28 protein-coding genes are annotated in these 26,100 nt (G+C 66.9%); 7 read left to right on the forward strand and 21 right to left on the reverse strand.

Annotated features, from left to right (window positions below; genetic code table 11):
• Positions 1-19: 19 nt before the first annotated feature.
• On the reverse strand, positions 20-739 hold the full coding sequence (locus tag MPARV_RS0103970) for an enoyl-CoA hydratase/isomerase family protein (protein ID WP_081582065.1): 720 nt from the start codon (positions 737-739) through the stop codon (positions 20-22).
• A 131-nt stretch (positions 740-870) separates the two neighbouring features.
• Here MPARV_RS0103970 and MPARV_RS0103975 point away from each other — a divergent pair, with 131 nt between their 5' ends.
• Entirely contained in the window at positions 871-2,445 is a 1,575-nt protein-coding gene (locus MPARV_RS0103975; protein ID WP_172636552.1) for a Ca2+-dependent phosphoinositide-specific phospholipase C, read from the forward strand.
• A gap of 16 nt (positions 2,446-2,461) precedes the next feature.
• On the opposite strand, the gene MPARV_RS0103980 is transcribed toward MPARV_RS0103975, so the two are convergent.
• The 12 genes from MPARV_RS0103980 to MPARV_RS0104030 all read right to left on the reverse strand — a co-directional run bounded on the left by MPARV_RS0103980 (position 2,462) and on the right by MPARV_RS0104030 (position 14,435).
• Positions 2,462-2,857, reverse strand: coding sequence for a PaaI family thioesterase (locus tag MPARV_RS0103980; RefSeq protein WP_012227260.1), 396 nt, complete (start codon positions 2,855-2,857; stop codon positions 2,462-2,464).
• A 23-nt stretch (positions 2,858-2,880) separates the two neighbouring features.
• Positions 2,881-3,183, reverse strand: coding sequence for an AzlD domain-containing protein (locus MPARV_RS0103985; RefSeq protein WP_012227259.1), 303 nt, complete (start codon positions 3,181-3,183; stop codon positions 2,881-2,883).
• Positions 3,180-4,064 (reverse strand): AzlC family ABC transporter permease, encoded by an 885-nt coding sequence (locus MPARV_RS0103990; RefSeq protein ID WP_157789448.1) that lies wholly within the window; start codon positions 4,062-4,064, stop codon positions 3,180-3,182. Before MPARV_RS0103990 ends, MPARV_RS0103985 begins: the two co-directional genes overlap by 4 nt.
• 101 nt (positions 4,065-4,165) lie before the next feature.
• Positions 4,166-4,669 (reverse strand): hypothetical protein, encoded by a 504-nt coding sequence (locus MPARV_RS0103995; protein WP_020377330.1) that lies wholly within the window; start codon positions 4,667-4,669, stop codon positions 4,166-4,168.
• Positions 4,670-4,891: 222 nt separating this feature from the next.
• The gene (locus MPARV_RS0104000; protein WP_238538811.1) at positions 4,892-6,472 is read right to left on the reverse strand and encodes an HNH endonuclease signature motif containing protein; all 1,581 of its coding nucleotides are present in this window, start codon (positions 6,470-6,472) and stop codon (positions 4,892-4,894) included.
• Positions 6,460-6,609, reverse strand: coding sequence for a hypothetical protein (locus tag MPARV_RS25520; RefSeq protein ID WP_238538812.1), 150 nt, complete (start codon positions 6,607-6,609; stop codon positions 6,460-6,462). The genes MPARV_RS0104000 and MPARV_RS25520 overlap by 13 nt, the downstream gene beginning before the upstream one ends.
• A gap of 393 nt (positions 6,610-7,002) precedes the next feature.
• Positions 7,003-8,190 carry an amidohydrolase family protein gene (locus MPARV_RS0104005; RefSeq protein ID WP_012231349.1) on the reverse strand — a complete coding sequence of 396 codons (1,188 nt, stop codon included), beginning with the start codon at positions 8,188-8,190 and terminating at the stop codon, positions 7,003-7,005.
• A 65-nt stretch (positions 8,191-8,255) separates the two neighbouring features.
• Complete coding sequence (locus MPARV_RS0104010; protein WP_020377332.1) at positions 8,256-9,599, reverse strand: alkyl sulfatase dimerization domain-containing protein; 1,344 nt, start codon at positions 9,597-9,599, stop codon at positions 8,256-8,258.
• Positions 9,600-9,692: 93 nt separating this feature from the next.
• On the reverse strand, positions 9,693-11,300 hold the full coding sequence (locus MPARV_RS0104015; protein WP_020377333.1) for an FMN-binding glutamate synthase family protein: 1,608 nt from the start codon (positions 11,298-11,300) through the stop codon (positions 9,693-9,695).
• Positions 11,300-13,117, reverse strand: a complete 1,818-nt coding sequence (locus tag MPARV_RS0104020) for a thiamine pyrophosphate-requiring protein (RefSeq protein ID WP_020377334.1) — start codon at positions 13,115-13,117, stop codon at positions 11,300-11,302. Before MPARV_RS0104020 ends, MPARV_RS0104015 begins: the two co-directional genes overlap by 1 nt.
• A 75-nt stretch (positions 13,118-13,192) precedes the next feature.
• Complete coding sequence (locus tag MPARV_RS0104025; protein WP_157789449.1) at positions 13,193-14,062, reverse strand: SDR family NAD(P)-dependent oxidoreductase; 870 nt, start codon at positions 14,060-14,062, stop codon at positions 13,193-13,195.
• Complete coding sequence (locus tag MPARV_RS0104030; RefSeq protein WP_020377336.1) at positions 14,046-14,435, reverse strand: EthD domain-containing protein; 390 nt, start codon at positions 14,433-14,435, stop codon at positions 14,046-14,048. Before MPARV_RS0104030 ends, MPARV_RS0104025 begins: the two co-directional genes overlap by 17 nt.
• A 71-nt stretch (positions 14,436-14,506) precedes the next feature.
• Here MPARV_RS0104030 and MPARV_RS0104035 point away from each other — a divergent pair, with 71 nt between their 5' ends.
• The 3 genes from MPARV_RS0104035 to MPARV_RS0104045 all read left to right on the forward strand — a co-directional run bounded on the left by MPARV_RS0104035 (position 14,507) and on the right by MPARV_RS0104045 (position 17,271).
• Complete coding sequence (locus MPARV_RS0104035; protein ID WP_012231361.1) at positions 14,507-14,962, forward strand: cyclic nucleotide-binding domain-containing protein; 456 nt, start codon at positions 14,507-14,509, stop codon at positions 14,960-14,962.
• A 108-nt stretch (positions 14,963-15,070) separates the two neighbouring features.
• Entirely contained in the window at positions 15,071-16,690 is a 1,620-nt protein-coding gene (locus MPARV_RS0104040; protein WP_020377337.1) for an MFS transporter, read from the forward strand.
• Complete coding sequence (locus tag MPARV_RS0104045; protein WP_020377338.1) at positions 16,687-17,271, forward strand: TetR/AcrR family transcriptional regulator; 585 nt, start codon at positions 16,687-16,689, stop codon at positions 17,269-17,271. Before MPARV_RS0104040 ends, MPARV_RS0104045 begins: the two co-directional genes overlap by 4 nt.
• A 22-nt stretch (positions 17,272-17,293) precedes the next feature.
• Here MPARV_RS0104045 and MPARV_RS0104050 read toward each other — a convergent pair whose 3' ends face one another.
• From MPARV_RS0104050 to MPARV_RS0104070, 5 genes are all read right to left on the reverse strand, one after another.
• Positions 17,294-17,926, reverse strand: a complete 633-nt coding sequence (locus MPARV_RS0104050) for a TetR family transcriptional regulator (protein WP_012231367.1) — start codon at positions 17,924-17,926, stop codon at positions 17,294-17,296.
• Positions 17,923-19,578, reverse strand: coding sequence for a FadD3 family acyl-CoA ligase (locus tag MPARV_RS0104055; RefSeq protein ID WP_020377339.1), 1,656 nt, complete (start codon positions 19,576-19,578; stop codon positions 17,923-17,925). The genes MPARV_RS0104050 and MPARV_RS0104055 overlap by 4 nt, the downstream gene beginning before the upstream one ends.
• Positions 19,579-19,612: 34 nt before the next feature.
• The gene (locus MPARV_RS0104060) at positions 19,613-20,161 is read right to left on the reverse strand and encodes a DUF4112 domain-containing protein (protein ID WP_157789450.1); all 549 of its coding nucleotides are present in this window, start codon (positions 20,159-20,161) and stop codon (positions 19,613-19,615) included.
• Positions 20,162-20,274: 113 nt separating this feature from the next.
• Positions 20,275-20,577 (reverse strand): hypothetical protein, encoded by a 303-nt coding sequence (locus tag MPARV_RS0104065; protein ID WP_012231373.1) that lies wholly within the window; start codon positions 20,575-20,577, stop codon positions 20,275-20,277.
• A 157-nt stretch (positions 20,578-20,734) separates the two neighbouring features.
• Positions 20,735-21,976 carry a CaiB/BaiF CoA transferase family protein gene (locus tag MPARV_RS0104070; RefSeq protein WP_020377341.1) on the reverse strand — a complete coding sequence of 414 codons (1,242 nt, stop codon included), beginning with the start codon at positions 21,974-21,976 and terminating at the stop codon, positions 20,735-20,737.
• Positions 21,977-22,134: 158 nt separating this feature from the next.
• On the opposite strand from MPARV_RS0104070, the gene MPARV_RS0104075 reads away from it, so the two are divergent.
• Genes MPARV_RS0104075 through MPARV_RS0104085 form a run of 3 tightly spaced genes read left to right on the forward strand, consistent with a single transcriptional unit; the run spans position 22,135 to position 24,224 of the window.
• Positions 22,135-23,379: a GNAT family N-acetyltransferase gene (locus MPARV_RS0104075; RefSeq protein ID WP_012231378.1), complete on the forward strand. Its 1,245-nt coding sequence runs from the start codon at positions 22,135-22,137 to the stop codon at positions 23,377-23,379.
• A gap of 60 nt (positions 23,380-23,439) precedes the next feature.
• A complete protein-coding gene (locus MPARV_RS25780; RefSeq protein WP_274517200.1) occupies positions 23,440-23,568 on the forward strand; it encodes a hypothetical protein in 129 nt (42 codons plus the stop codon).
• Positions 23,569-23,585: 17 nt separating this feature from the next.
• Positions 23,586-24,224, forward strand: a complete 639-nt coding sequence (locus MPARV_RS0104085) for an alpha/beta fold hydrolase (RefSeq protein ID WP_020377344.1) — start codon at positions 23,586-23,588, stop codon at positions 24,222-24,224.
• 35 nt (positions 24,225-24,259) lie between these two features.
• Here the strand turns inward: MPARV_RS0104085 and MPARV_RS0104090 are convergent, their stop codons facing one another.
• From MPARV_RS0104090 to MPARV_RS0104105, 3 genes are all read right to left on the reverse strand, one after another.
• Positions 24,260-24,955 (reverse strand): SDR family NAD(P)-dependent oxidoreductase, encoded by a 696-nt coding sequence (locus MPARV_RS0104090; RefSeq protein WP_012231382.1) that lies wholly within the window; start codon positions 24,953-24,955, stop codon positions 24,260-24,262.
• A 33-nt stretch (positions 24,956-24,988) separates the two neighbouring features.
• Positions 24,989-25,147 carry a hypothetical protein gene (locus MPARV_RS24540; protein ID WP_020377346.1) on the reverse strand — a complete coding sequence of 53 codons (159 nt, stop codon included), beginning with the start codon at positions 25,145-25,147 and terminating at the stop codon, positions 24,989-24,991.
• Positions 25,148-25,440: 293 nt separating this feature from the next.
• The gene (locus MPARV_RS0104105; RefSeq protein ID WP_012231386.1) at positions 25,441-25,989 is read right to left on the reverse strand and encodes an SRPBCC family protein; all 549 of its coding nucleotides are present in this window, start codon (positions 25,987-25,989) and stop codon (positions 25,441-25,443) included.
• Positions 25,990-26,100 lie beyond the last annotated feature (111 nt).

A 26,100-nucleotide genomic window follows, 5' to 3' on the forward strand; every position in this document is an offset into this window, starting at 1 on the left:
GATCATCTGCCCATGGCGTTCAACGACCAAGACGGGGCGCCACCAGCACCTCGGCGTACAACGCCGCCTTCAAGGCCTTCAAAACGGCGGGTGCCTTTCCGACTCCCTCACCAGCCAGTTCGCAAGCTCGACGCTCCGTCTCTTCGAGTTCGGCCACCTCCTCGACGATGCCTGCGGCCACCGCTTCGGCAGCGCCGAACCGGTGCCCGGTGGTGATGGCCCGATGGGCCGCCTGAGGTGTCATCCGGGCCCGAACCAGCGCCAACTGGAACGGCTGGAACTCGAGCCCCAGGTCCACCTCCGGCAGACAGAACCAGCCGCGGTCGGCGCGCATCACACGCTGATCGTGGGCCAGGGCCAGCATGGCCCCGTAACCAAAGGCGTGGCCCGATATCGCAGCAACGGTGGCTCCGGGGTAGGTCAGGACCCGAGCCAGGAGGTCCAACGACCGCTCGACCTCAAACTCCATCGCGTGTTGCTCGAGCCCTGCCAGGAATTCAAGGTCATAGCCCGTGCAGTAGGCCCGCTGAGAACCGACCGTGACCAGAGCCGGTGGCACCTCGGCCGCCTCCAACCGATCGAGTAGGGCCAACACGGCATCCAACACCGAGCCGTCAACCGTGTTCAGGCCATCCCCCAGGCGGAGCACCGCGACGCCGTCCGACTCCGACAGCGTCACCGAACCCCAGGGTTGTTCCGACTGCTTCTGGAGGTCCGACCCGCCGGCGTGTTGGTTCATCACCTCAGTGTGACGCACAGCAAATCAGTCCGGGGGCACAGGGCCTGCCGACGTTTCATCATGTGCGCCGCGTCACACAGCGGTACGGTGTCGATGGAATCATGCTCCCATCGGGAGAGGTCGGAGGGACCGTGTCGCATCGCAAGCTTGTACGCCACCGGGTAACGGCGGCGCTCGCCGCCGCTGCGATCTTCATTCCGTTGGCGTCCACCAACGTCGGCGCCTCCCCATCCCAAGACCCGTCCGCCCCTTCGACGCCGCCCACTCAGGACGATCTGAAGCTCAACCAGTTGCAGTTTCTGGGCACTCACAACAGCTACCACCTGCCCCCCGACAAAGGCCTGTACGACTTCGCCAAGACGGTGGCGCCCGACGGTCTGAACCCGAATGAACTGCTGTACGAACACGCGCCGCTTCCTGACCAGTTCTCAAACGAGGGCATCCGCCAGATCGAGCTTGACGTGTCGGCCGACCCCGACGGCGGCCGATTCGCCAATCCGGCAGCAAACATCCTCCAGGGGGTTCCGCCGTACAACGCCGACTACACCGTCTGGGATCCGCCCGAGCTGATGGAGCCCGGCACCAAGGTGCTGCACATTCCCGACTTCGATATGCGCACCACCTGCGTGCTCCTGACCCAGTGCCTCGAACAGATCAAGACCTGGTCCAAGGGTCACCCCGGTCACTTCCCAATCGCCGTGCTGATGGAACTGAAGGACGAAGAAATCTCGGGTGACTTCCCCATCGACCTGGTGACACCGCTCCCCTACACCGCCGAGCGCCTCAACGACCTGGACGCCGAGATTCGTTCGGTGTTCAACGACGACGAGATCTTCACCCCGGACGACCTGCGCGGTGACGCCGCCACGCTGCCCGAGGTGGTCACCGGTTCTGGCTGGCCCGACATGGCTGCCATGCGGGGTCAAACCATGTTCCTCATGGACAACGGCGGCGCCATCGCCGAGCGCTACAAGGAGGGTCATCCCGCGCTTGAAGGACGGGTGATGTTCACGTCCGGCACACCCGGCCAGCCCGATGCGGCGTTTGTGAAGCTCAACGACCCATTCAGCGACGCCCAGGCCATCACTGACGCAGTCGAGGCCGGTTACGTGGTTCGAACCCGGGCCGACACGCCGATCAGTCAGGCCCAGTCGGGCGACACGGCCATGCAGCGGGCGGCATTCGCCTCCGGCGCGCAATGGGTGTCCACCGACTATCCGGTGCCGGGCCTCACCGAACTGCTCGGCACGTACGGTCTGCCGTTCGCCGATTACGTGTCGCCGCTGCCGCCCAACGAGTCCCCGCCGGGTGAATCTTCCGCGGCACTTCGTTCGCCGCTCTCGTTCAACGCCAAGGCCGCTGGGCCCGACCGGGTCGCCCGCTGCAATCCGGTGAGCGCACCAGCGTTCTGTTACGACGTGGCGCTGACCGAGCCGGAGCCACCTGCGCCGCCCCCGACCCCCACTCCGCCCACGGAATCGCCGTCGACCCCCAACGGCCCGTCCAGCAACAACGGCCCGTCCAGCAACAACGGCCCCGCGGGTACAGGCAACGGCCCAGGCGCCAGCGGCCCGGGTAGCGCCGGCAACGGGCCCGGCAGCGCCGGCAATGGTCCGGGTGGTGGCGGCAACGGTCCGGGTGGTGGGCCGGGGTCCGGCGGACGCGCCCCTGGAGTCACCCCCCTGGCCCCTTCGTTCACCGGCTAAGGGTTCAGCCTCGGGGTCAGGCCGACGGCTGGATCACCGCAAAGCTCCCGGTTGCGCTCGCAATCAGATGGCCCGATTCGTCGAAGGTCTTGGCCTCAAGATGCACGACGCGACGCCCAGCGGTCAGCACGGTCGCGACCGACGTGATCAGCCCGCTCGAGACGGGACGATGAAAGCGTGTTTGGATCTCGATGGTGGCGCACGTGGCACCTTCGTCGATCACGCTCATCACCGCAGCCCCCATGGCGGTGTCCATCAACGCAAATGCCACTGAACCATGTGCGACGTCATGGGGGTTCATGTGGCGCTCGTCGAGTTGCAGCGTGGCCGTGCCGGTGGCTTCACCATCGTGAATGGTGAAGCCAAGGTGCTCCTTCAGCGGGAACGACGTCTTCTCAGGTCGAGCGGTCATCCAACCACGATACGTTCCGTGGTCTACAGCCAGGCCATCAGCACCCAGCGCACGACCATGCCCACCACCACCGCCACGATCAGGTTGCGGGTTCGCCACGCTGCCAGGCCGGCTGCCACCACCCCGACCATTTCAGGGGTGCCCACCGCAGGCGCGTTGGTGCCCCACAGGTCGGTGGCGACCAGGGCCGACAACACGGCGGGCCCCACGTTGCGCAGCGCCTTGGACACGACCGGAGGCGGGGTCCGGTCCGACAGCGCCAAAATGAACACGCTGCGAAAGAGGTAGCTGCCGACTCCCACGAGCACAATGATCAGCAGCGTCACTGCTCAAGCCCTTCCGCCGGACCGTCAGGTGGACCACCAGGTGAGCCGTCTGCCGGACCTGCGCTCGGCCGATCGGTCGAGCCGCCCACCGCACCATCTACCGGGTGTTCCTGGTGAGCGAACTCATCGGCGATGTCCTCTGCCGCTTCAAGCGCCACCCGCTCGGCGGCCTTGTCGCCGTCGCCGGCATCCCCCCGGTCGGCCAACGTGCCGATCACCACGCCAACCACGCCACCGGAGAGCAGCCCCAGGTTGTTCGGCATCCCGGCGAACAGCCAGGCGGCGACCCCACCGCTGACCGCCGCCACCACTGCCGGCATGCGATTCAGGGCCACAACCACCAAGCCGAGGAACATCAGCGGCACGGCAAAATCCAGCCCCCACGACGCCGGAACGAGGGGTCCCAGCAGGATTCCGAGTGCCACGGTGGTCTGCCAAAACGTCCAGAACACCGCTCCAGAGGTCAGATAGAAGCGGCGCCAGTCATCGGCGTCGTACTCCAGCCGTTCGGTGAGAGCGAACTGCTGGTCGATCAGCACGTACGGCGCCAACCATCGGAACCATCGCGGCTGGTCTGTGAACCGGGACGAGATCGCTGCTGAGTACATGAGGTGACGCGAGTTGACCGCCAGTGCGGCGCCCAGGGCGGAGAGCGGTGCGCCCCCGGCGGCCAGGATGGTGATCAGGGTCAGCTGGCTGGCACCTCCAAAGATGATCCACGAACTCGACCAGCCCACCAGGTTGTTGATCGACGACTCACCGATCGCCACCCCAAGCACCATGGCGAACGGGATCGCCGGCACGAACAGCGACACGGAACCCGTGATCGCCCGCCGAGTTGGCGAAGGCGGCAGTGGGGATGCCCCCGCTTCAGTCGACACAGCGGCGCACTCTAGAACGCCACGCCCGGTCGAGCAGCGCCGATTCCCGGTCGCTCACCGTCAAGCCCTCACCGAGCCGTCTTCAGGTGGAGGCGAGACGGTCAGGAAACAGAGATCGCACCGGACGTGCCGGTGACCCTCCAACCTCCGCCCGCACCTCGTGCCAGGGTGAACGTGGCGGACTGACCGCACACATTTCCGCAGTACAAGTCGGCCTCGATGTTCACACCGCGGGCGGTCTGGACAACTGCGCCGACCCGAATCGCCGCCTCACCATCGCGAATCTTGGCGGTCGATACCTCGATGCGGCCCAGGTCCCGCAACTGGGCGTTGATGGCAGCCTTGGTCGACGAGCTCAAGTTGGTACCATTGAGCCGCTTGGGTGCGATCACCACACGGCTGAACGGGTTGCCTCCCCCACCGAACGTGTTGGCCTCGGCGACGACGTGTCGAATCACCGCAACGGTGGGATCGGAGTGCACCGGAGGTGGCGTTGCCGAACAACCGCACCCGGTCACCATCGAGAGCACCGCAACCAGGCCAACCAGCGAGGCCAGCGAGCGACGCCGCAGGCCGTTGTTTTGGACTTCAGTTCTCGTCGTCATATTCACCCCTTCGACATGCAGGGTACACGACGTGCATACCCTTCGATTCGGGGCGTCCCGAGGCTGCACCTCACCGTTGAACTGTCACAACAAATCCGGTCTCCGACATCGAGCCCTCCGACGCTCCAGATGAAGTGAGATGCGTGTACGGCCGATGTGGGAGTTGCTGACCCACAGGAGCATCGACAGCAGCACCCGCCTGGCTCGGTTCCCACGGACAGCTCAGGGGATGGTTTCGCTCTCGTCGTCGCCTGGTTGTGAGGGGATGGTTTCGCTGTGGCGTTGTGAGTGGAGGGTTTGTCCGGAGGGGGTGGTCCAGTGGAAGGTGCCGTTGGGTTGGCCGTTGGGGTGGTGGTTGGGTGACATCTGCCAGTGGTGGCGGTGGGTGATGTCGTGGTGGGTGGTGCAGAGCAGTGCCATTGAGTCGAGGTTGGTGGGGCCGCCTTTGGACCAGTGGATGGTGTGGTGGGCTTGGGTCCAGCCAATGGGGGTGTCGCAGCCGGGGAACACGCAGCCGCCATCGCGGACCCGGAGGGCGCGTTGTTGTGCGGGGGTGGCGGTGCGGACTGCTCGGCCCATTTGGAGGATTTCGTGGGCGGAGGTGGTGACGAAGGTGTGGATGGTGGGGTTGCAGAGGAGCCGCCAGAGGTTGTTGTCGGCGAGTTTGGCGGTTCCGGCGAGGACGTCGCCGCGTTGGCCGAGGATCCGTCGGAACCAGTCACGGGAGGTTTCTCCTCCTGGTGGGGCCTGCGACACCACCAACGGATCGGCAGGGTTGGCAGGGTTGTTGTTTCCCTCGTCGTTGCGACCGTTCGTGGGAACGTCACGGTCGTTCGGTGTGGGAGCCTGCCCACGACCGGCAGCGGTACCCCCGGCAGCGGTACCCCCGGCAGCGGGATCGTCGGCGCGGTGATCCCCGGCAGCGGGAACCTCGGCAGCGGGATCGTCGGGGGGCGGATCCCCGGCGGCGGGAACCTCGGCAGCGGGAACCTCGGCAGCGGGAACCTCGGGGGGCGGATCCCCGACGGCGGGATGTTGGGCGTTGCGGTCTGCGGGGTTGGTGGTGTTGGTGTTGGTGGCGGGGATGGGTGCGGCTTCGATGTCGAGGTTGATGTGGGTGACGGGACCGCCGGTGGACTGCTCGGAGGAACCCCGGCGTAACAGGTCCAGCAATGCTCGTGCTCGGAGGACCGCCCGGGTTGGGACTCTCAGGTCGGGGGTAAGGTTCGTGTCTCGGCGGGCCTGGCGGTACAACCGGTCGGTGTGGGCCTCGACCAACTGTCGGATCTCCTCCGCGGTCGACCCGGTGAAGGTGCCCTTCAGATCAACGAGACCGTCAAGGGTTTCGGACAGAAACACCTTGTCGTCGTGTTCGACCGCAGGTTCGGGGCCCTCAGTGTCCAACAGGGCACACACCGCAGACAGTTCGCGTCGCCACGAACCGAACCGGCGTCCCGTCACACGGCCCAACAGTTCGTCCTGGAGATCAACCAACGCTGTTTCGGTGCGGTCGTTGGAGGCACGCACCAGCGCCGCACAATAGGAGTGATCGATCTCACCTGCGGCCAAGGCTGCTGCGAACCGGTGGAACGTGGAATCGAGTTTGGCGGCGACCCGGGTGGTCTCAGCAGCCTGGGGGCCTGGGACCTCCTGGGTGCGGCTCAGCCAGGACGTGGTGCGTTCACCGAGTTGTTTGAGTGACGCGTTGGTGTCTTCAAGGCGGGCGATCATCTGGGCTTCGGCCGATGCCAGGAACCGGCGGCACAAGCCGATCGCCTCGACCGCGACCATCAAATCAGCCACATCCACCCCACCCCCAGCACCAGCACCAGCACCAGCACCAGCACCAGCACCAGCACCAGCACCAGCACCAGCACCAGCAGCACCGTCGGCGGCGGCACCGTCGGCACCGTCGGCGGCGGCACCAGCGGACCCGGCATCTGCCGTGCCTGCAGCAGCGGCTACACCCGGGTTGGCGGTGCCGGACTCGGCAACGTCGGCAACCACAGCCGAACCCCACAACGGTTGGCGGGGCTGTGCTTTGCCGACTCCTCGCTCGACCAACAGGCGTGCCGCGTCGGCCACCGAACCCGCCAACACGCTGACCGGCACCGAGGACCCCCAATCGGGATGCCACCGTGCGTCGACCTCGGCGAAATACACCGAAAAGTCTTTCGCCTCAGTCGTGTCGAAAACGTCGAGCATGAGGCCAGTATGACGATGGCCTGTGACAACGAAGCCGCCACAAACCCTGTTTGAGAACAATCCGCAGGTCAGCTCAGGCCGAGCGGCTAGCGGCTAGCGGCTAGCCGCTAGCGGCTGCGCAGAGCGACTTACTTGTCGAAATCGAGGCCCAGCATTTCGATGGCGTTGCCGCGCATCAGTTTGTAGATCACGTCCTCGGGGAGGTGACCCATCAGCTTCTCGGCCGTCTCCTTGGAATGCGGCCAGGTCGAGTCAGAGTGGGGATAATCGGTCTCGAAGCAGATGTTGTTGACCCCGACCTTCTCCAGGTTGTCGAGGCCGTACACGTCATCGAAGAAGCAACCGTAGATCTGGCGGTAGTAGTAGGTGGACGGCGGCTCGGGCACCTTGTCGCCGAACCCGCCCCACGCCCGGTTCTCCTCCCAAACGTTGTCGGCCCGCTCGAGGATGTAGGGAATCCAGCCGATCTGACCCTCGGAGTAGGCCAGCTTCAGCGTGGGCAGCCGGTCGAGCCAGCCCGAGAACAGCCAGTCGGCCATCGACGACATCGCATTGCCAAAGGTGAGCGTGGAACCGACGGCAGCAGGCGCATCGGTCGACGTCGACGGCATCTTCGAGCTCGACCCGATGTGCATGTTGATGACCGTCCCGGTCTCCTCACACGCTCGGAAGAACGGCTCCCAGTAGTCGGTGTGGATCGAGGGCAGGTTGAGGTACGGGGGAATCTCCGAGAAGCACACCGCACGCACGCCTCGCTCGGCGTTGCGATGGATCTCGGCGGCGGCCAACTCGGCGTCCCACAGTTGGACGATCGTCAGCGGAATCAGGCGGCCGTCGGAGCCGGCGCACCACTCCTCGACCATCCAGTCGTTGTAGGCCTTCACGCACAGGTCGGACAGCTCCTTGTCCTCGGCCTCCATGAAGGTCTGGCCACAGAAGCGGGGGAACGACGGGAAGCTCATCTGCGCTTCGGTGTGGTTCATGTCCATGTCGGCCAGGCGTGCGACCGGGTCGTAGCAACCGTCGCGCATCTCCTCGTAGGTGATGCCGGTGACCTTCACCTCTTCGCGGCTGAAGCCCGCTGCGGCCGACAGGCGGGTCTGCGGCACCCGCTTGTCCTCATAAAGCCACCAGTCACACAGCTCGCCCTCGTCGGAGGGTTCGTAGCTGAACACGCCCCCAACGAACTGCATCTTGCCCCGCTCCTGGATGACGCGGGGCCCTACATCGCGGTACTTGGCCGGAAGACGGCTCTGCCAAACATCGGCCGGTTCAATCACGTGGTCGTCGATCGAGATGATCTTCGGGAGGTCCATGGTGACAGCCTAACCCCCAAATCTGACGGTGTGTCAGAAACGGCCGCGTCAAGCCCTGGGCAGCGCTATCCGCCACCTGAAAGGTGGAGCCCGGCAGTAGATCGGGTGCCGCCACGCTCGACCTTGGCCCCCGCAGCGTGCTGGCTGGATCGCGCTGCAGCCGCGAAAATCCCTTTGGACATCAGCGAAAGCTCCCGGTCACGCCGCCCCAGGTAGAGCTCGGCCCGCACCTCGTGGACGTCGGCATCATCGGGAAGCGCCCGTGAAACCAGTTCCACCAACTCGCAGGCCAGACGGAAGTCGCCCTCACCTGCCAATGCCTTGGCACGCTCCACGACGGGGGCGGCGCCACCGGCCAGCGCGAGCAGCTCGACACCGACCGCAGCCCGCGTCGGCGGCTTCAACGAGGCGGCATTGCCATCCCACCAGCCGCCGAACCGACGCCAGATGTTGCGCACCACGAACTCGGGCTCGTCGTAGGTCGGAGTCAGGTACGGCTTCTCCAAAACCTCGGCCGGTACCTTCACCTCCTCGACGATCTGCTCCAATTCCAGGCCTGCATTCATACGATCCAGTACGGCGCCCACCAGGTACTCCAGCACCGTGGCGGCTTCGTCGAGCACCATCGCGATGCGGTCAGCACCGGCGATCGGAAGGCCATGGGCCGGTAGGAACAACTCGGGGCGCAACGCCGCCATCTTGCGCAGCGCCACGGCCCACTCGTCGGCGTAGCGCTGTACCTTCTGCGGGTTGCCGGCGTTCGGGAAGACCCAGATGAACAGATCGCCGGGGAGCAGCATGCGCTCCTCGGGGAACCAGGCCCAGCTGTGGTCGTCGGTCTCGCCCCGGTCATGGTGCAGCTCGAAGCTGCGGTCCCCCACCCGCACCGTGGTTGCCTCGGCGTAGGTCAGCGTGGGCCATGCGACATCCTCGGGCAGAAACCGGGCATTGCCGCCAACACCCAACCCGGCCTTGGGGCCGATGCCCCCGAACTGGCGGGCGTTGATGGCCAGGTTCCACCCATTGGTGCGTTCGTAACGGGCCATACGTTGAGGAACCGCCTCGTGTCCGATCACCGTCGGAGTGCGATGGCCCCGCGCCCGGCCATCGGCCAGCAGGGCACCAGAGCCACCCACGTGGTCGGCGTGCCCGTGGGTGTAGACGATGGTGTCCACCGGGTCGGTCGACCAGGCGCGCAAGGCCTCGGTGACCGCCTGCCCGGTGAACACCCCAGAGGTATCGAACACCGCAAGGCCGTCGCCCGAGTCGACTGCGATCGAGTGGCTGAATGACTCGACCAGGGCCACTCCGTCGACCAACTCGGACAGCTCGTTGGTGACCCGGTTGGGCGCATCGGTGGCGCCGGTGTCGATGATGCGGGTGGACAGCTCGATCGGATGCTCGGACATGTGTTTCCCCCGTCGATCAGACCCTCACAGATTCGGAAGCGACTGCGCTCGATCTTGCCGGCCGACCCGCCGGTATGCGTTGGCGGTGCCTCCTCAGCCGGCGATTCCTCCGGCAGCCTTCCAATCGTCCATCCAAGCCTCGGGCGCCGAGCCGTCCAGCAGGCTGCCCTCGGGCAGCACCGGCCAGAGTTCGTCGTACCGGACGCTCTCGGTCTGGGAGATCCGACGCATGAACTGGTCCGGTCGAACGTCGCACGCCGACGTGTGGCCCAGTACTCCCAGGATCGTGTTGAAGTTGTTGACCGTCGACCGCTGGTAGGTGCAGACCCGCTGGGCCTTGTCCTCAACGTCGATGCCGCGAGTGACCATCGGGTTGTGGCTGGTGACCCCGGAGGGGCACTTGTTGGTGTGGCACTCCTGGGCCTGGATGCAGCCCAGCGCAAACATCATGGTGCGGGCCGAGTTGGTGTAGTCGGCCCCCTGGGCGAGGCGACGGGCGATATCGAAGCCGCTGCCCACCTTGCCCGATGCGCCGATGCGAATCCGCCCGCGGATCCCGGCACCGACCAGCGCGCTGTGGACGGTGGCGAGGCCGTCGTCGAGGGGCACGCCGGCGTGGTCCTCAAACTCGAGCGGCGCCGCGCCGGTGCCGCCCTCGGAGCCGTCCACGATAATGAAGTCGGGATAGACGTCGGCGGAGATCATCGCCCGGATCGCCGACAGAAACTCGGTACGCTGGCCCACACACAGCTTGAAGCCGGTGGGGCGATTGCCCGAGATCTCTCGCAGGCGGGCCACGAACTCCACCAGGCCGTCCGGCCCGTCGAAGGCCGAGTGGTGCCCCGGCGACACGACGGTCTCCCCGACCGGCACCCCGCGGGTGTCGGCGATCTCCTGGGTGACCTTCGAGCCGGGCAGCACCCCGCCCAGACCCGGCTTGGCCCCCTGCGACAACTTGATCGAGATCATCTTGATGGCATCGGTCTGTCGGCACTCATCGACGAACTGGTCGGCGTCGAACTTGCCGTCGGGGGTGCGGCAGCCGAAGTAGGCGGTACCGATCTCCCACACGAGGTCGCCGCCCTGGCGATGGTACGGCGATACCGCACCCTCGCCGGTGTCGTGGGCGAAGCCACCCCGCCGGGCACCCTCGTTCAGCGCGGTGATCGCCGGGCCCGACAGCGAGCCAAAGCTCATCGCCGAGATGTTCATCAGCGCCATGTCATACGGGATGGCTCCACTGGCCTCGCCGATGCGCACCCGGTGTTGTCCTTCGGCCGGCACCTTGGGGTAGATCGAGTGCAGGAACCACTCGTATCCCTGGGCATAGACGTCGAGTTCGGTGCCGAAGGACTCGATGCCCTCGCCGCCCTTGGCCCGGTCGTACACGTCGGCCCGGGTGTCCAGGGTGTACGGAGCACCGTCGGTGTCCGATTCGACGAAGTATTGACGGATCTTGGGGCGCAGGTCCTCTGCGAGCCATCGCATTCGCCCAATGACCGGGTAGATCCGGCGAATGGAGTGGTGAGGCTGGAGATAGTCGATCACTCCGATGACCCACAGCACCGTGGCCGGCACGGCCAGGAACAGCCACCACCAGCTGAGCAAGACGACCAGCACGATTCCGGCCAGCATGCCCACCAGGCAGGTGGCCCACGGACCAAACCGTGACGGAGCGCTCCGGTGAAACTGAAAACTCATCATCCAAGCCTTTCACTGATTGCAGCCTTCATGGTCCCCGAGGCCGACTCCCACAACTCCCGGGCCGATTGCAGCACCACCTGGGCAGCATCGGGGTCACCCTTGGCGAGCGCCTCGATGTAGTTGGTCGCCTCGCCGATGGTGAGGTGCCCGGGCACGGTGGGCACGTTGGGATCACACATCACCTCGAGCACGGCGGGGCGATCGGCGGCAAGCACGGTGTCCCATGCTGCGCCCACCGCATCGGGCTCCTCCACCCGGACCCCCACCAGGCCCAGCAGTTCGGCGTAGTCCGCAAACGGAAACTCCGGCAGCGCCTGGCTGCCTTCGAAGCGGGGGTTGCCGGCCATGGCCCGCATCTCCCAGGTGACCTGGTTGAGGTCGCCGTTGTTCAGCACGCACAGCACCATGCGGGGATCGTCCCAGGTGTCGTAGTAATGCTTGGCGGTAATCAGGGCGTTGATGCCCAACATCTGCATGGCGCCGTCGCCGACGAAGCCGACCGACAGGCGATCGGGGCACGCGAACTTGGCGGCCAGGGCATACGCGGCACCGGGCACCATCGAGCCGAGGTTGCCCGACACCGAGGTCTTCTGGGTACCCCGAGGGTGGATGTAGCGCGCAAACCAGTTGGCCGAGGTCCCCGAGTCGGCTGAAATGACCGCATCGTCGGGCAGTCGCAGGTTGGCCTCCCAGAACGGGCGCTGCGGCGTGATCGGCGTGTGGTCCGACAGTGCCCGCTGCTCGTGGATCGCATCGTCGCGACGCCGCCACGTGGCAACCTCATCGACGAAACTGCGGTCGTCGGTTCGCTGGAGCCGCGGGAGCAACGCCGCCAACGTACGCCCGGTGTCGCCCACGAGCCCCACATCGGCCGGATAGTGCAGCCCGATCTGGGCGGCGTCGATGTCGACCTGCACGGTACGCACCGCCCCATCGGGCGGCAGCCAATCGGCATAGGGAAACGAGGTACCGATCATGAACAGCGTGTCGCAGCCCTGCATCAGCTCGAAGCTGGCTCGGGTGCCCAGCAGCCCAAGGTGGCCCGTGACGTTGGGGTGGTCGTCGCTCACCACCGCCTTGCCCAGCAGCGCCTTCACCACCCCGGCACCCAGCCGATCGGCCACCTCCAACACAGCGTCGCCTTCGCCGAGGGCACCGGCGCCCACGAGCAACGCCACCTTCCTTCCGGTGTTCAGGATCTCGGCTGCGGCATCGAGTTGCTCGTCGGACGGCAACGGCGCGCTGCGCTGATAGCTGGTGCCGGTGTAAATCGCGCCCCTGCTTCGTTCTGGCGTGGGTACGGCGTCGGCCTCCTGCACGTCGCTGGGCAGGATCACCACCGCGACGGTGCGGTCGGCCAGTGCGGTCCGGAAGGCCCGGTCGACACTTTGGCGAACCTGTGCCGGCGTCGACACCTCCACCACGTAGTCAGCCACCCCGGCGAACATCGTGAGGAGGTCGAGTTCCTGGTGGTAGGAACCGCCGATCGACCTGCGGGCCACCTGCCCAACGATGGCCACGACGGGCTGATGGTCGGCCTTGGCGTCGTAGAGCCCCACCATCAGGTGCGCCGCACCCGGCCCGCCGGTGGACAGGCACACGCCAACCGCATCCGGGTCATCGTGATACTTGGCGTACGCGCAGGCCCCGAACGAGCCCAGTTCTTCATGAGCCACCTGCACGAAGCGCACCGCGCCGTCCGAGCGGTCGATGGCGCCGACCACCCCGTTGATGCCGTCACCCGGGTAGCCGAAAACGAGATCGACCCCCCACTCTTGAATTCGCTGCACGATGTAGTCGGAAACGTTCGCCATGCCGGAGCAGTACCCAGGGGGCTCACGGTTCACTCCATCGGTTCGGCTCCACCTCCGATTTTGAGAAGATCGCTCTCAGGCGAGGCCGGAGGCAGCCTCCGACTCGACCGCGCTTCGCGAACCGAGCAGTGGGCCCAGCACCGGGTCAACCTGGGAGTTCGGCAGCAGGCTGCCGCCGTCGACCACCAGGTTTTGGCCGGTGATATACGAGGCGGCCTCGGAGAGCAGGAAGGCGATCACCCGGGCCACCTCGTCGGCAGTGCCCACGCGACCCAACGGGGTCGCTGCCGCCAAGGTGTCCTCGATGTCGGGCAGATCCAACAGCATCCGGTTGAGTGGCGTGGCGACGAAGCCGGGCGACACACAGTTCACCCGCACCTCGGGCGCCGCCTCCATCGCCGCGGACTGAGTGAGGCTGATCAGGCCCGCCTTGGCCGCCGAATACGGGGCCTCCCCCAGCGTCGGTCTCACCCCCGATGCAGAGGCCACGTTCACCACCGAGCTGCGGTGTTGTGGCGTCGCTCCGGCGCCGGGCAGGGCTGCCGGTGGCTCCCGGAGATGCCCCAGCGCGGCGGCCAGAACCCGGTAGGCGCCGGTGAGGTTCACGGCGATCAGCCGGTCGAGGTCTCGATCCGAGTACCGCTCGATGCGACCGAGCGAACCCGTCCCCGCGTTGTTCACCAGGTGATCCAACCCGCCGAGCGCCGCTGCAGCGGATTCGACCCCCGAACGAACCGCATCGGCATCGGCCACGTTGGCGACGATCGCCTCGGCACCCAGTTCTTCGGACACTCGGGTCAGCTCCACGCCATCGCGATCCAGCAGCGCCAGTCGGGCGCCGCCGGCGGCGAGCAGCCGGGCTGTCGCCTCGCCGATGCCCGACGCTGCGCCGGTGATCAACACACGGGCCCCGTCGAAGTCCCCCACCTCAGGCACCGGCGACATCGCCACCAACCCCACCGGTCGACGTCCCGTCCCCAATCACCACGGTCGGCTCGCCCGTGATCACCCACACCAACCGCTGGAGGTCCAACAGCGCCGCCTCGTCGGGAGCGATCAATTCGGCGTAGGCGGGCTCGGCGGTGAACGCCCACAGGTCATCGGCCGAGTCGAAGTGCTGCACGGTGACGCCATCGCAGTGCTCGCTCCCCGACATCGGGCCGGCTTCCGCCCGGGGGTGCTGCTCGTAGCGCCGGATGTGCCGTGCCAGCTCGGGTGTGCCGGCGATCAGCGGGCCATGAACATTCAGCCAGTGATCCAGGAACTCCTCGTGGCTCAGTTCTGAACGACGGGTAAGAAATGCGAAGAGCCGAACCATGGGTCCGAGCTTGCCAGACCCATGGGCCACAATGCCGCCTGCGCATTTCGCAGCGTAGGTACCCTGGGCTCATGTCCAACCACACAGTGCCCCGAGATTTCCTCCGCAAGATCAAGTTGTTCGAGGGCTGTTCGCCAAAGGAACTGGATCGAATCGACCAACTGAGCGACACGCTGGACGTGACCACAGGCACCGTCCTGGCCCAAGAGGGCAAAGTGGGCAAGGAGTTCGCTGTGATCATGTCGGGCTCGGCCACCATCAGCCGGGACGGTCGGGAGTTGGCCACCATCGGTGCCGGTGACTACTTCGGTGAGATCGCCTTGCTGGACGATGTGGTACGCACGGCCACGGTGACCGCTGCCGAGGACTCCACGCTGGAGGTACTCGACCGGCGATCGTTCCGCAGCCTGTTGGATGAGTTTCCAACCATGTCTCGCACCCTGCTGACCGGGATCACCCACCGCCTCGTCGAATTGTCCGACGAGAACCAGCAGTTGCGAGCTCAACTCCAGCACCCCACCGGGTAGCCCGACCGTCCGATGTCAGTGGAGCGGGTTGGCAGGACAGGCGTGACCGCATAACAATACGGAACCGTTCCGTAATCAGCCTGTCCCCGCACGACGAAGGAAACCCCCGTGAGAGACCAAGTCAACAAACCCGACGAGGTCTACCGCGACCGATGGATCACGCTGGTCGTGCTGTGCGTCAGCCTGCTGGTGATCGTGTTGGACAACACGATCCTCAACGTGGCGCTGCCTCGGCTCTCCAAGCTGCCGGTCGAGGGGGGCCTCGGCGCGTCACAGAGCCAGTTGCAATGGATCGTCGACAGCTACACCATCGTGTTTGCGGGATTGCTCCTGACGACCGGAACCATCGGCGACCGGTTTGGCCGCTACCGGTTCCTCACCGTTGGTCTCATCGTCTTCGGTATCGGCTCCGCGCTCTCCGCCATGGCGACCGACGCCAACCTGCTGATCGGAACCCGGGCGCTGATGGGAGTCGGCGGCGCGTTCATCATGCCCGCCACCCTCTCCATACTCACCAACGTCTTCACCGAACCCAGGGAGCGCGCCAAGGCCATCGGAATCTGGGCGGGGGTGTCCGCACTTGGTCTGGGCGTGGGGCCTGTCACCGGTGGCTTTCTTCTGGCGCACTTCTGGTGGGGCTCGATCTTCCTGGTCAACATCCCCGTCGTGATCGCCGGGCTGATCTTCGGCTACCGCTACATCCCCGAGTCCAAGGATCCCAACCCGTCAAAGGCCGACCCGTTGGGCGCGCTGCTGTCGATCGCCGCCCTGGGCGTGCTGTTGGCCGCGGTGATCGAGGCACCGGCACACGGCTGGACCTCGCCCGAGATCCTCGCCGGGTTTGCCACCGGGATCGCGTTGTTCGTCGGCTTCATGGTGTGGGAGATGCGTTGTGATCACCCGATGCTCAACCTGGAGTTCTTCAAGAACCCCCGCTTCTCTGCCGCCAGCGGGGCCATCACGCTGACGTTCCTCGGCCTGTTCGGCATGATCTTCCTGCTCACCCAATACCTGCAGTCGGTGCTGGGCTACTCGACGATCAAGGCCGGGGCCGTGCTGTTGCCTCAGGCCGTGGTGATCATGATCGCCGCGCCGCTCAGCAGCATCTGGGTAAACCGGCTGGGCAACAAGGTGGTGGTCGCCGGCGGGCTCACCGTGTGTGGGCTGGCATTCCTCACGTTCACCCAGTTGACGGTGACCACCCCGATGGTTCCGGTGATCCTGCTGACGTGCCTGCTCGGGCTCGGCATGGGCAACGTCATGGCCCCCGCCACCGACTCAATCATGGGTTCGCTGCCTCGTGCCAAGGCCGGCGTCGGCTCGGCGATGAACGACACCACCCGCCAAACGGGCGGTGCCGTCGGCGTGGCCGTGCTGGGCTCGTTGTTGTCGTCTCGCTATGCACCGGAGATGACGGCGAAGCTCACCGGCAAGGTGCCCGAGCAGTTCATCCAGCCGCTGACCGACTCAATCGGCAAGACGTTGGGCATCGCCGAAAAGGCGCCCTCAGCGGTCCGACCGCTGATCGAATCCGCGGCCCGGGAGAGCTTCGTGTCCGGCATGCACCTGGCCTCCATCGTGGCCGCCGGCATCCTGTTCGTCGCGGCGTTGTCGGTTGTGAAGTGGCTCCCGGCCCGGGCCCTCGACGACGAGCGATCCACCATGGCACCTCCGGGTGAGCCCATCGGCACCGGTGCCGGCTTGCGAGTACCCGCCGTCGAGCCGTGAGCGGGCCGGTCGTGCGCTCTCCGGGCCGACCCCGGTCGGCGGAAACCGAACGGGCCATCCTCGACGCGGCGATCGACCTGCTGGTGGACGTTGGCTTTGGCGGCATGTCGATGGAGGCGGTCGCCACCCGGGCGGGCGTGGGGAAGGCGGCAATCTACCGCCGGTTTTCCAGCAAGGAACAACTGGTGGTGGAGGCGCTTCGCAGCCACAGCTCGGCGTTGGTCCCGCTGGTGGACACCGGCGACCTTCGGGCCGACCTGCTGGCGATGTTGCAGGGTGCGCAGCGGGCGATGGCAGGCGACGACGGTCCGGTGATGTGCGCGTTCGTCTCCGAGAAGGCGCGGTATCCCGAACTTCACGACGAGTACCAGCGTGCGTTCGTGGCCGAGAGAAGGGCCCACGTCCAGGCCCTGATCGCCTCAGCGGTCAAACGGGGCGAGCTGCCCCCAAGCACCGATGTGGAACTGTTCGCCGAATTCGGCCCGGCTGTGCTGGCCCACCGCCTGATGGTGGGGGGCACCGAGCCGGACGCCGACCTGCCCCGACGAATCGTCGCTCAGCTGTTGGGCCCGAGCTCCTGACCGTCGGTACCCGGTGACAGGCTCAGGCGTCGACGGTTCCGGTGACGGCAGCCTGCAGCAGCCGGGCCACCGAGTCGATCAGGTCGTCGGCAGGGATTTTCGACGCTTCGAACATCTCCCGTTGGATGGCCACGTTCACCAACATCGTCACCGCCACCGAGGCCATGGCCCAGGGGCTGGTCGCACCCGAGCGGTTGCCGTCGGACCGAACCCGGTCGGCAAGACCCGTGGAGAATGTGGCCAGTAGGTCCGCACGCGTCGCCCGAACCTGCCCCTCCCCCTCGGCCGCCAACAGGTCGATCACCGACATCAATGGACGATTGGCCTCCCAGAACTGAAGGAACCCGATGACGAGGCCCCGCACCGAATCACCCGCCTCCTCGCCGGCCCAGGTGGTGTTGGCCAACAACTCGCTCAGCCGGGTGGCGCCCTCGGTGGCCATCTCGCCCGCCAACTCGGCGATGGCCGCGTCAACGTCGGTGAAGTACTGATAGAAGGTGGCGGGCGATGTGCCCGCCTCGCGTGCAATGTCCACCACCTTCAAGTCCCGGTAGGAGGTCGAGCCCAGCATGGTTCGGGTGCACTCGAGGAGCCGTCGGCGGGTGGCCAGGCCTCGCCGGCCCGGCACGCGGCCGTCGACGGCCCGCGCGCTCACGAGTGGTCGCCCAGCGTCTCCGCCGCTCGATCCCGCAACTGGAACTTCATCACCTTGCCACCAGCGTTGAACGGCAACTCGTCGATCGACTCCACATACCGGGGCACTTTGAAGTTGGCCAGGTGTTCGCGGCACCAGGCGATGATGGCGGCGCCGTCGATCGACACGCCGGCAGTCGGCACCACAAAGGCGTATCCGACCTCACCCAGCCGGCCGTCGGGCACCCCGATCACCGCGGCCTGGGCCACGTCCGGGTGCAACAGCAGTTGGCGTTCGATCTCGGCGGGGTACGCGTTGAACCCACCCACGATGAACATGTCCTTCAACCGGTCGGTGATGGCCAGGTTGCCGTCAGCATCGAGCACCCCGATGTCGCCGGTGGCCAGCCATCCATCGGCGTCGATGGTCTCGGCAGTCGCCTCCGGGTCGTCCAGGTACCCGACCATGACGTTGTAGCCACGTATGCGCACCTCACCCGGCACACCCGCTGCGGTCGGGTTGCCTGCCTCGTCGAACGTGACCACCTCCACGCCGGGGATCGCGCGTCCCGAGGTGGTGGCGATGGTCATCGGATCGTCGCCGTCGCGACACATCGTGGCGATGCCGCAGGCCTCGGTCAGCCCGTACCCGGTGATCACCGTCTCGAAGCCGAGCGTGTCACCCATCGCCTCGATCAGCTCGACGGGCACCGACGCGGCACCCGTGACCGCCAGGCGCAGGCCGGCCAGCGCCTCTGTATCCAGATCCGGATGGTTCAGCATGCTCTGGTACAGCGTCGGCGGGCCGGGCAGCATCGAGATCTGTTCGGCCGCAACCCGCTCCATCACCTTGTTCACGTCGAACACCGGCTCGGGGTAGATGGGCGAACCCACCGTCATGGCGGCGATGATGCCCGCCTTGTAGCCAAAGGCGTGAAAGAACGGGCTGACCACCAGGTAGCGGTCGTCATGGGTCAACCCGACCACGTTGGCCCAGGCGGCATAGGCCCGCACCACCTGGCCGTGCGTGCAGACCGCCCCCTTCGGCTGCCCGGTGGTGCCGGAGGTGAAGAGGATGTCCGAGGGACTGTCGCCGTCAAGCGCTGCAATGCGAGCGTCGATCTCCGCGTCGGCCACCTCCCCGGCTCGACCCAGGAACGTCGCCAGGTCGAGCACGGCGCCGCCCTGAGTCTCACCGGTCGTGAGATCGTTCGTGTCGGCATCGCTGCGAAGCACCACCACCGTGTCGGTCACCGCCGGGCGACGGTCGCCCAACAACGCCAGATAGTCGGTGCCCAAAAACTCGCCCACCGTAAAAAGCAACCGTGCCTGCGAACGCTCGAGCAGATGGGCCGCCTCCTCCCCCCGATACCTCGTGTTGATCGGCACCAGCACCGCACCGGCCGAGTGCAGACCCAGGACGGCCACCACCCACTCCCAACAGTTCGGCGCCCAGATGGCCACCCGGTCGCCCGCCTCGATGCCGTGTGCTGCCACCGCCCTCGCCAACTCTGCGGCGCGGCCGGCCAGCTGCGCCCAGGTGAGGGCGACGTCGCCGTCGACCACCCCCGGGTCGTCGCCATAGCGCGACGCCACCTGGGCGAGCAGCGCCGGGGTGGTCTGCGGAGCGGTTACATCGCCTGCAAGCGGGTCATTTGTTGGGTGCTCTGACACAGCGTTGGATGGTAGTGCCGACCAAGCGCGTTGCTCAGAAGATGGCTTCGCCCAGCCGCACCATCAACCACAACCCGAGCGCAGCGGCCGCCACCGTCGCCGCGGTGAGAACCAACACCACGCCAACCGAGATGGCCATCACGGCCAGCGACGATCTTCGCGTCCGCTGCGGATCGGCAAGGTCGGCTTTGAGGAGTCGCACGTTCTTGGCGTTCGACTTCCATGCAAAGTCGAACGCATCGCCCATGAACGGCACCACACCCAGCATCGAGTCGAAGAGGACGTTGCCGACCATGCGTATCACCGTGGGCGCCGAAACGCCCTGGCCGACCGCGCTGACGATGACGATGGCCGAGGTCACCAGGCCGGCGCCGTCGCCAACAACGGGCACCATGCCGATGGCCCCATCGATGCCCACCCGCTTGTTGGTCAACGGGATACGAAACCAGTCGTCGAGGATCCACGCCAGCATCTCCACGTAGGGCGGCACGGCAGGTCCACCCTCGGTTCCGCCGGCCTCCGAGTCGTCCCCGGGGGGAATGACCTCGTCGGGCTCGATCACCTCGTCTTCACCTGCGGACACCCCATCATTGTTGTACACGTGGCGTGGACGGCACGCCCCCTCGCCTCAGCCCGGGCACGAGTGACGGCCACGGGCCGCGAGGGACGGCCACAGGCTGCGACGGACGACGACCGTCAGCGACCGATCAGCCGCATGGCGAAGAACAACAGCCCCACGCCACCGATCACCCGGCGCCAAGGATTGACACCCCGAATCACCTCATCGGCCGCCCACCAGGCCAGCGCCCCGGTCGAGACCCACCAGAAGAGGTCGGCCCACGGTCCGGCGTCCGAGACGAACCACCGTCCCAGCGTTGCGGCCAGGAAGATCCACAACGGCGGGTTGGGCGCCTGGGCGATCGTGATCCGGCCGGTCTCCCGGCTGCGAAACCACCAGCCGGGCGAGGTTGGTGACGATTCGATCGGTGCGGAGGCCATGCCGGCAGCTTCACGCGGCCGCCCGCACACGCCCGGTCGCAGTGCCCTTCCCATCGGCGCACCGCCGGAGCCACAGCAAAGCCACCCAAGCCCGAACTGGGTGTGATCACTGCGGACCGGGCCACAGCGATCACACCCAGATGGACCACGGGTGCGATTACTGCGGGGCGCCCAGCGCACCCGCCTGGCGCAGCGCTGCGACCTTGGCTTCGTCGTAGCCCAGCACCTCGGCAAGGATCTCGTCGTTGTGCTGACCGACCGTCGGTGCACGGGTGGGCACCGGCAGCTCCTCGCCCACCAGGTGGATGGCCGAGCCGATCATGTCGGCGCCGTGCTCCTCGTGACCGAGCAGCGGGAAGCGGTCCTGAAACTGCGGGTCGTCCGCCACGGTCTTGGGCGTGTTCACCGGGCAGATCGGGGTGTTCACCTCATCGGCGAACTCCACCCATTCCTCGGTGGTCTTGGAGGCGAAGATCGCCACCAGCTCGCGCTGCAGTTCCCGGTTGCCCCGGGCATGGTCGCCGTACTGGCTGCCCGGCCACTTCTCGAACAGGTCCATGCGATCCACGCCACCACAGAAGTTCTTCCAGAACTCCTGCTCGGAGGACATGAACAGCACCATGCCGTCGGAGGAATCGTAGAACTGGTAGCGGACCCCACCGAGCATGCCGGCGGTACCCGGCTCGCGCCGCTCGTAGTCGTCGGCAGGGTTGCCGGTCACCACATCCTCCGGCCGCTCGTAGGCCAGGTAGGTCTCGATGCGCAGCCAGTCCATCGCCACCGAGGCGTCGCTCTGGGCGATGTCGAGGTAGGTGGGCTCGCCGGTGCTGCGGGCACGAATGATGCCGGCGAGGATGCCGTAGGCGGCGAACAGCGGGCCGGAGTGCATGCCCACCGAGGCGTGCTCGTCGATGCGGGGGAAGCCCTCCTCGTCCCGACCCGGGCTGATCAGCCCGCCCCAGGCGTCGTAGGCGATGCCGTGGCTGGGCAGGTCCTTGTACGGGCCGGTCATGCCGTAGCCCGAGATCGTGCAGAACACGATCGACGGGTTGACCTCCTTGAGGTCGTCGAAGCCCAGGCCACGCCGGGCCAGGGCGCCGGGACGCATGGCCTCCACCACGGCGTCGGCGCCCCGCACCAGGTCCTTGTACACCTCGACGCCTTCGGGCGTGCGCAGGTCGAGGGTGATCGACCGCTTGCCGCGGCTGATGTGGTGGTGCAGCAGCGAGTCGCCCTCGATGATCGGCCAGGTCATGCGCCGGATGTAGTCACCGGCCGGACTCTCCACCTTGATCACCTCGGCACCCAAATCGGCCAGGTGGGTGCCGACGGCGCCCGGGCCCAGCAGCGAGCTTTCGATGATGCGGACGCCGGCCAGGGGCTTGGCGGTTTCGGCCACGGGGTACTCCTTGAGCTGTGTCGGTACAGGGTCGGTCGAGCAGCGGATCGCTCGACCTGACGGATCGTCAGAAACTAGCTGGCTATCGGGGTACCCCACCCAAGTCTCGCCACCGCAACTCGATTGCCCCGCAGCTCGAGGGGCACAAGACTGGGGTGATGGCCGGGCGCCCGTACCAATCCGAGCGCGACCTGGCAGCCGTCACCCGCATCTGGCGGGAGGCGGGGTGGATCGACAACTCCGAGGCACGAGCATCGGCGCTGGGCGAGATCCTCGACGGCGGCCGAACCGTGGTGGCCGATCTCAACGGTTCGGCCGAGTGCGTCGTGCAAACGGTGCCAGGATCGATGCGCTACGGCGTTGGACCTTCGGCGCTCGACCTCGACCTTGCGGTGATCACCTTCGTCGCCGCCGGCCACGTGGCGCGGCATCAAGGGCTGGCCGGCGGGCTCGTGGCCCGTTCGCTGGCCGAAGCGGCCGACGACGGCGCCGCAATGGCCAGCCTGGGCATCTTCGATCAGGGCTACTACGACCGGTTCGGCTTCGGCACCGGAGCCGAGGACCATGTCGTGTCGTTCGATCCGGCCACGTTGGACGTTGCCGTCCCCAATCGCCCACCGGTCAGGATCGGCGTCGAGGACCATCGCGAGATCTACGACCTGTTGCTACGTCGACATCGAGGTCACGGGTCGGTCATGGTCGAGCTTCCGGCATTGGTCCCCGAGGCCCTGGCCGAGCTGGAGCGACCGGTCGGTCTGGGTTTCCGTTCCGATGACGGTCGCCTCACCCACTGCCTGCTGGGTTCGATGGCTGGCCACCACGGTCCGCTGACCGTCGAGTGGCTGATCTACGAGGAGCCCCACCAGCTACGCGACCTGTTGGGCCTGCTGCGGGCGCTCGGCGACCAGGTGCGGTCGGTGACGATCAGCCGCGAGCCGTCCGGTGTGCAGTTGCAGGCGCTCCTCGCCGAGCCGATGCGCCAGCTATCCCAGGCCAACTTCGGAGCCTCAGCCCGCCCGCTGCACACCGCCTGGTCCAAGGTGCAGTGGCGCCTGCTCGATCTGGCCAGCTGTATTGAGGCCTGCGCTCTGCCCGGGATCAACCTCACGTTCGGCCTGCGGCTGCACGACCCGCTGGTCGAGCGGTCCGGCGCCACCTGGCCGGGCATCGGCGGCGACTACACGGTGCACCTCGGTGAGGAGTCGGGGGTGACCGACGGGCTGCCCACCGGTTCGGCACCTGTGCTCGATGCTTCGGTCGGCGCCTTCACCCGGCTGTGGCTGGGTGTCCGGCCCGCCACGGGCCTCACGATCACCGACCAGCTCGCCGGGCCGCCCGAGATACTCACTGCGCTCGACGTGGCCTTTCGCCTACCGCCGCCCCTCTCCGATTGGCCGTACTGAGGGTTCGAGGCCCTCACGCAACACAACAGGATGAAAGGGAGCGAGATCTATGGTTGGCGCATGTTCACCGAAACTGCCGGCGAAGTAGCGCTCTGGTGGGAGTTGCTGGGAACGGGACCGACGGTCTTCCTGGTTCCAGGCAGGGGCGACTCCAGCGACCTGTTCCCTGCCCGGTTTCGGATCGCCTGATCGCCGGAGGTTGCAGCGTGGTCCGCTACGACCCACGCGACACGGGCTTGTCGGGCCCGGGCGGAGGCCGCTACACGCTGAGCGACCTCACCGATGATGCCGACGCCGTGATCGCTGCGACCGGCGCCGGCCCCGTGCACCTCGTCGGCGTGTCGATGGGCGGAATGACGCTGGTGGACCTGGCGGATCGTCGCAGCGACCTGGTGGCATCGCTCACCTTCATCGCCGCCATGAGCCCGGACCCTGAGGCTGGCATGGGAGAGGACTTCTTTGCCGCGCTCGAGGCCGACCCCGTCGACGGCATGCTTCGAGCCATGGCCACGACCGAGGCCTCCGACCGCGCCTGGGTGGAGGCGGAGTTCGCACGCGCCGCCGAACGGGCAGAACCCCGGCCCGACGCCGTGGCCATTCATCAGGACGCGGCGTTTCGTGGCAGCCGGCCGTCCGTCGACTGTCTGGCTCGGATCGAGGTGTCGGCATTGGTGGTGCACGGCGACTTGGACCGGGTGCTGCCGTTACGTCATGCCGAGTCGTTGGCCGCCGGCATCGCCGACGCCGAATTGGTCGTGGTGTCCGGCATGGGCCACCTCCCGCAACCGTCGGTGTGGGACGAGCTAGCCGACCGGACGCTTGCCCACGTTCTCAACGCCGGATAGGTCCTCAAGCCAACCTCACCTTCGGAGCGCATTGGCTACCACGGGTGATCGTGGCCGTCCCAACGAACGAAACGGCCCGAATCTGCGATGGTGAGCGACCCCAGCGTCTCGATGATGGCGTCGACCGACTCGTCGATGCTCATCGGGGCAGCGGGCCCTCCCATGTCGGTCTGCACCCACCCGGGGTGCAACATGACGACTCCGATGCCCTCGCCTCGAAGCGCCGCAGCCGTCTTCACGCTCAACATGTTGAGCGCCGCTTTCGACACGCAGTAGGCGCTGTCACGCCCCTTCCGCGCGGCCACCTGCATCGAGCCCAACTGCGAGCTGACGTTGACGATCATCGGGTCGGCTCCGGCCCGCAGCAGCGGCATCGCCTCGCGGGTCACCACCATCGGCCCCGTGACGTTGACGTTCAAGAGCGCGTTGAACGTGGCCGCATCGAAGTCGAACGGGCCGCTGTCACCCTTGGGCTGACCGAACGCCCGTGCGTCCGCACCGGCGCAGTTGATCAGCAGGTCGATGGAGGCCACCCGTCCCGCGAGGTCGGCGATTCCGGCGGCGATGCTCGCCTCGTCTCTCAGGTCCAGGGCCACGCTTCCGGCCGGCCCAAGGTCGCACTCACCCGACCTGGTCGACCCCCACACGTCGTCGCCCTGTGCCATGAGGCCGGCAGCGATCGCCCGCCCCAACCCCCGGCCAACCCCGGTGATGAACACCCGTCGTCCCACCGGGACAGTCTGCCAGGCTCCCCAGCGGTGCCATTAGGCATCCCAGCGGTAGACACGCGTTCCGCCACTCCCCATTCCCAGATCGGCTCCGGTGCCACACCCGTCCAGGCACCCAGCCGGTTCGGCCAGAAGGCCTTCGGCGTCCACCAGCTTGAACGCGTCGTCCGAGCGAAGGGCGTTCCACTCGTGCACGTCCGTGCATCAACACGGCCCGCTCGTCGTCGTGAGCCTCCAGTCGTCGTTGGGCGCAAGCGATCGCATGGTCGACCGCAGCCTCGGAGCACGGGCGGTCGAGCTCCGCCCATAGCCGGGGGATCATCTCGATCAATGTTGCGGCCTGATCCCGTCCGGTGCGCAGCCCGCTGTCCGGCGCCGGGCGCCACAGCCGGGCGGCAGCCTCACACCGTCGCCTTGGCGACCACTGCTGCAGGCAGCCGTGACCCCCACGGATTCACGCCATCCTCGGGGATCACCGGAGTGGTCATCTAGGCTTCGTCGTCGAGCCGGCGTCGAAACTGGCGGACGCCGCTGTCGAGCACCCAGTCGTGACCGAAGCGAGCCACGGGTCGGGCGCCCAGCGTGACCAGCCGCAGCACGCGATTCTGTGGCGACAGCGCTGAGCGCAGCCGCAACTCGCAACCTTGCCGATCGCCGGCGCGCTCGGCTGATCCGTGGTAATCGACCGAGCCAGCGCTCCCGGCTGTTCCCTCACCATGGGTCACTCGTTCGCCGCGCCGCACCTTGGCTGGCGCATCGGTGGCGCTCAGCTCGGCCCAGCCACCAATATCGCCGCCGATGCGGGCCCGCACGAACTTCTCGGGGACCACGTCGGTCAGTGTGACCGAGAAGTTCAGGCGGTAGGGCAACGGAGGACTTACCTCGCAGAACCACTGCTCCCCCTGCCCGAACGCCGTTCCATCGAAGCCGGCCAGCCATGGCCACCATCGTTGATACTCGCCAACGCTGGTGAAGGCATCCCACATTTCCGCCCGCGGCTGCGAGAAACGAAACGAGCTATCCGAGCGAAGCTCCATGCGCCCATCGTGTCAGGCTGAGCACAGGAGCTGGCGCCAGGCGATTTTCTGTTTGGGTAGATTCGGACTCGGTTTCCGAGTTGGATTCCACCCAAAGTCCACAACTGGCCC

The sequence above is a fragment of the Candidatus Microthrix parvicella Bio17-1 genome (assembly GCF_000299415.1).
Taxonomy (GTDB): Bacteria; Actinomycetota; Acidimicrobiia; order Acidimicrobiales; family Microtrichaceae; genus Microthrix; species Microthrix parvicella.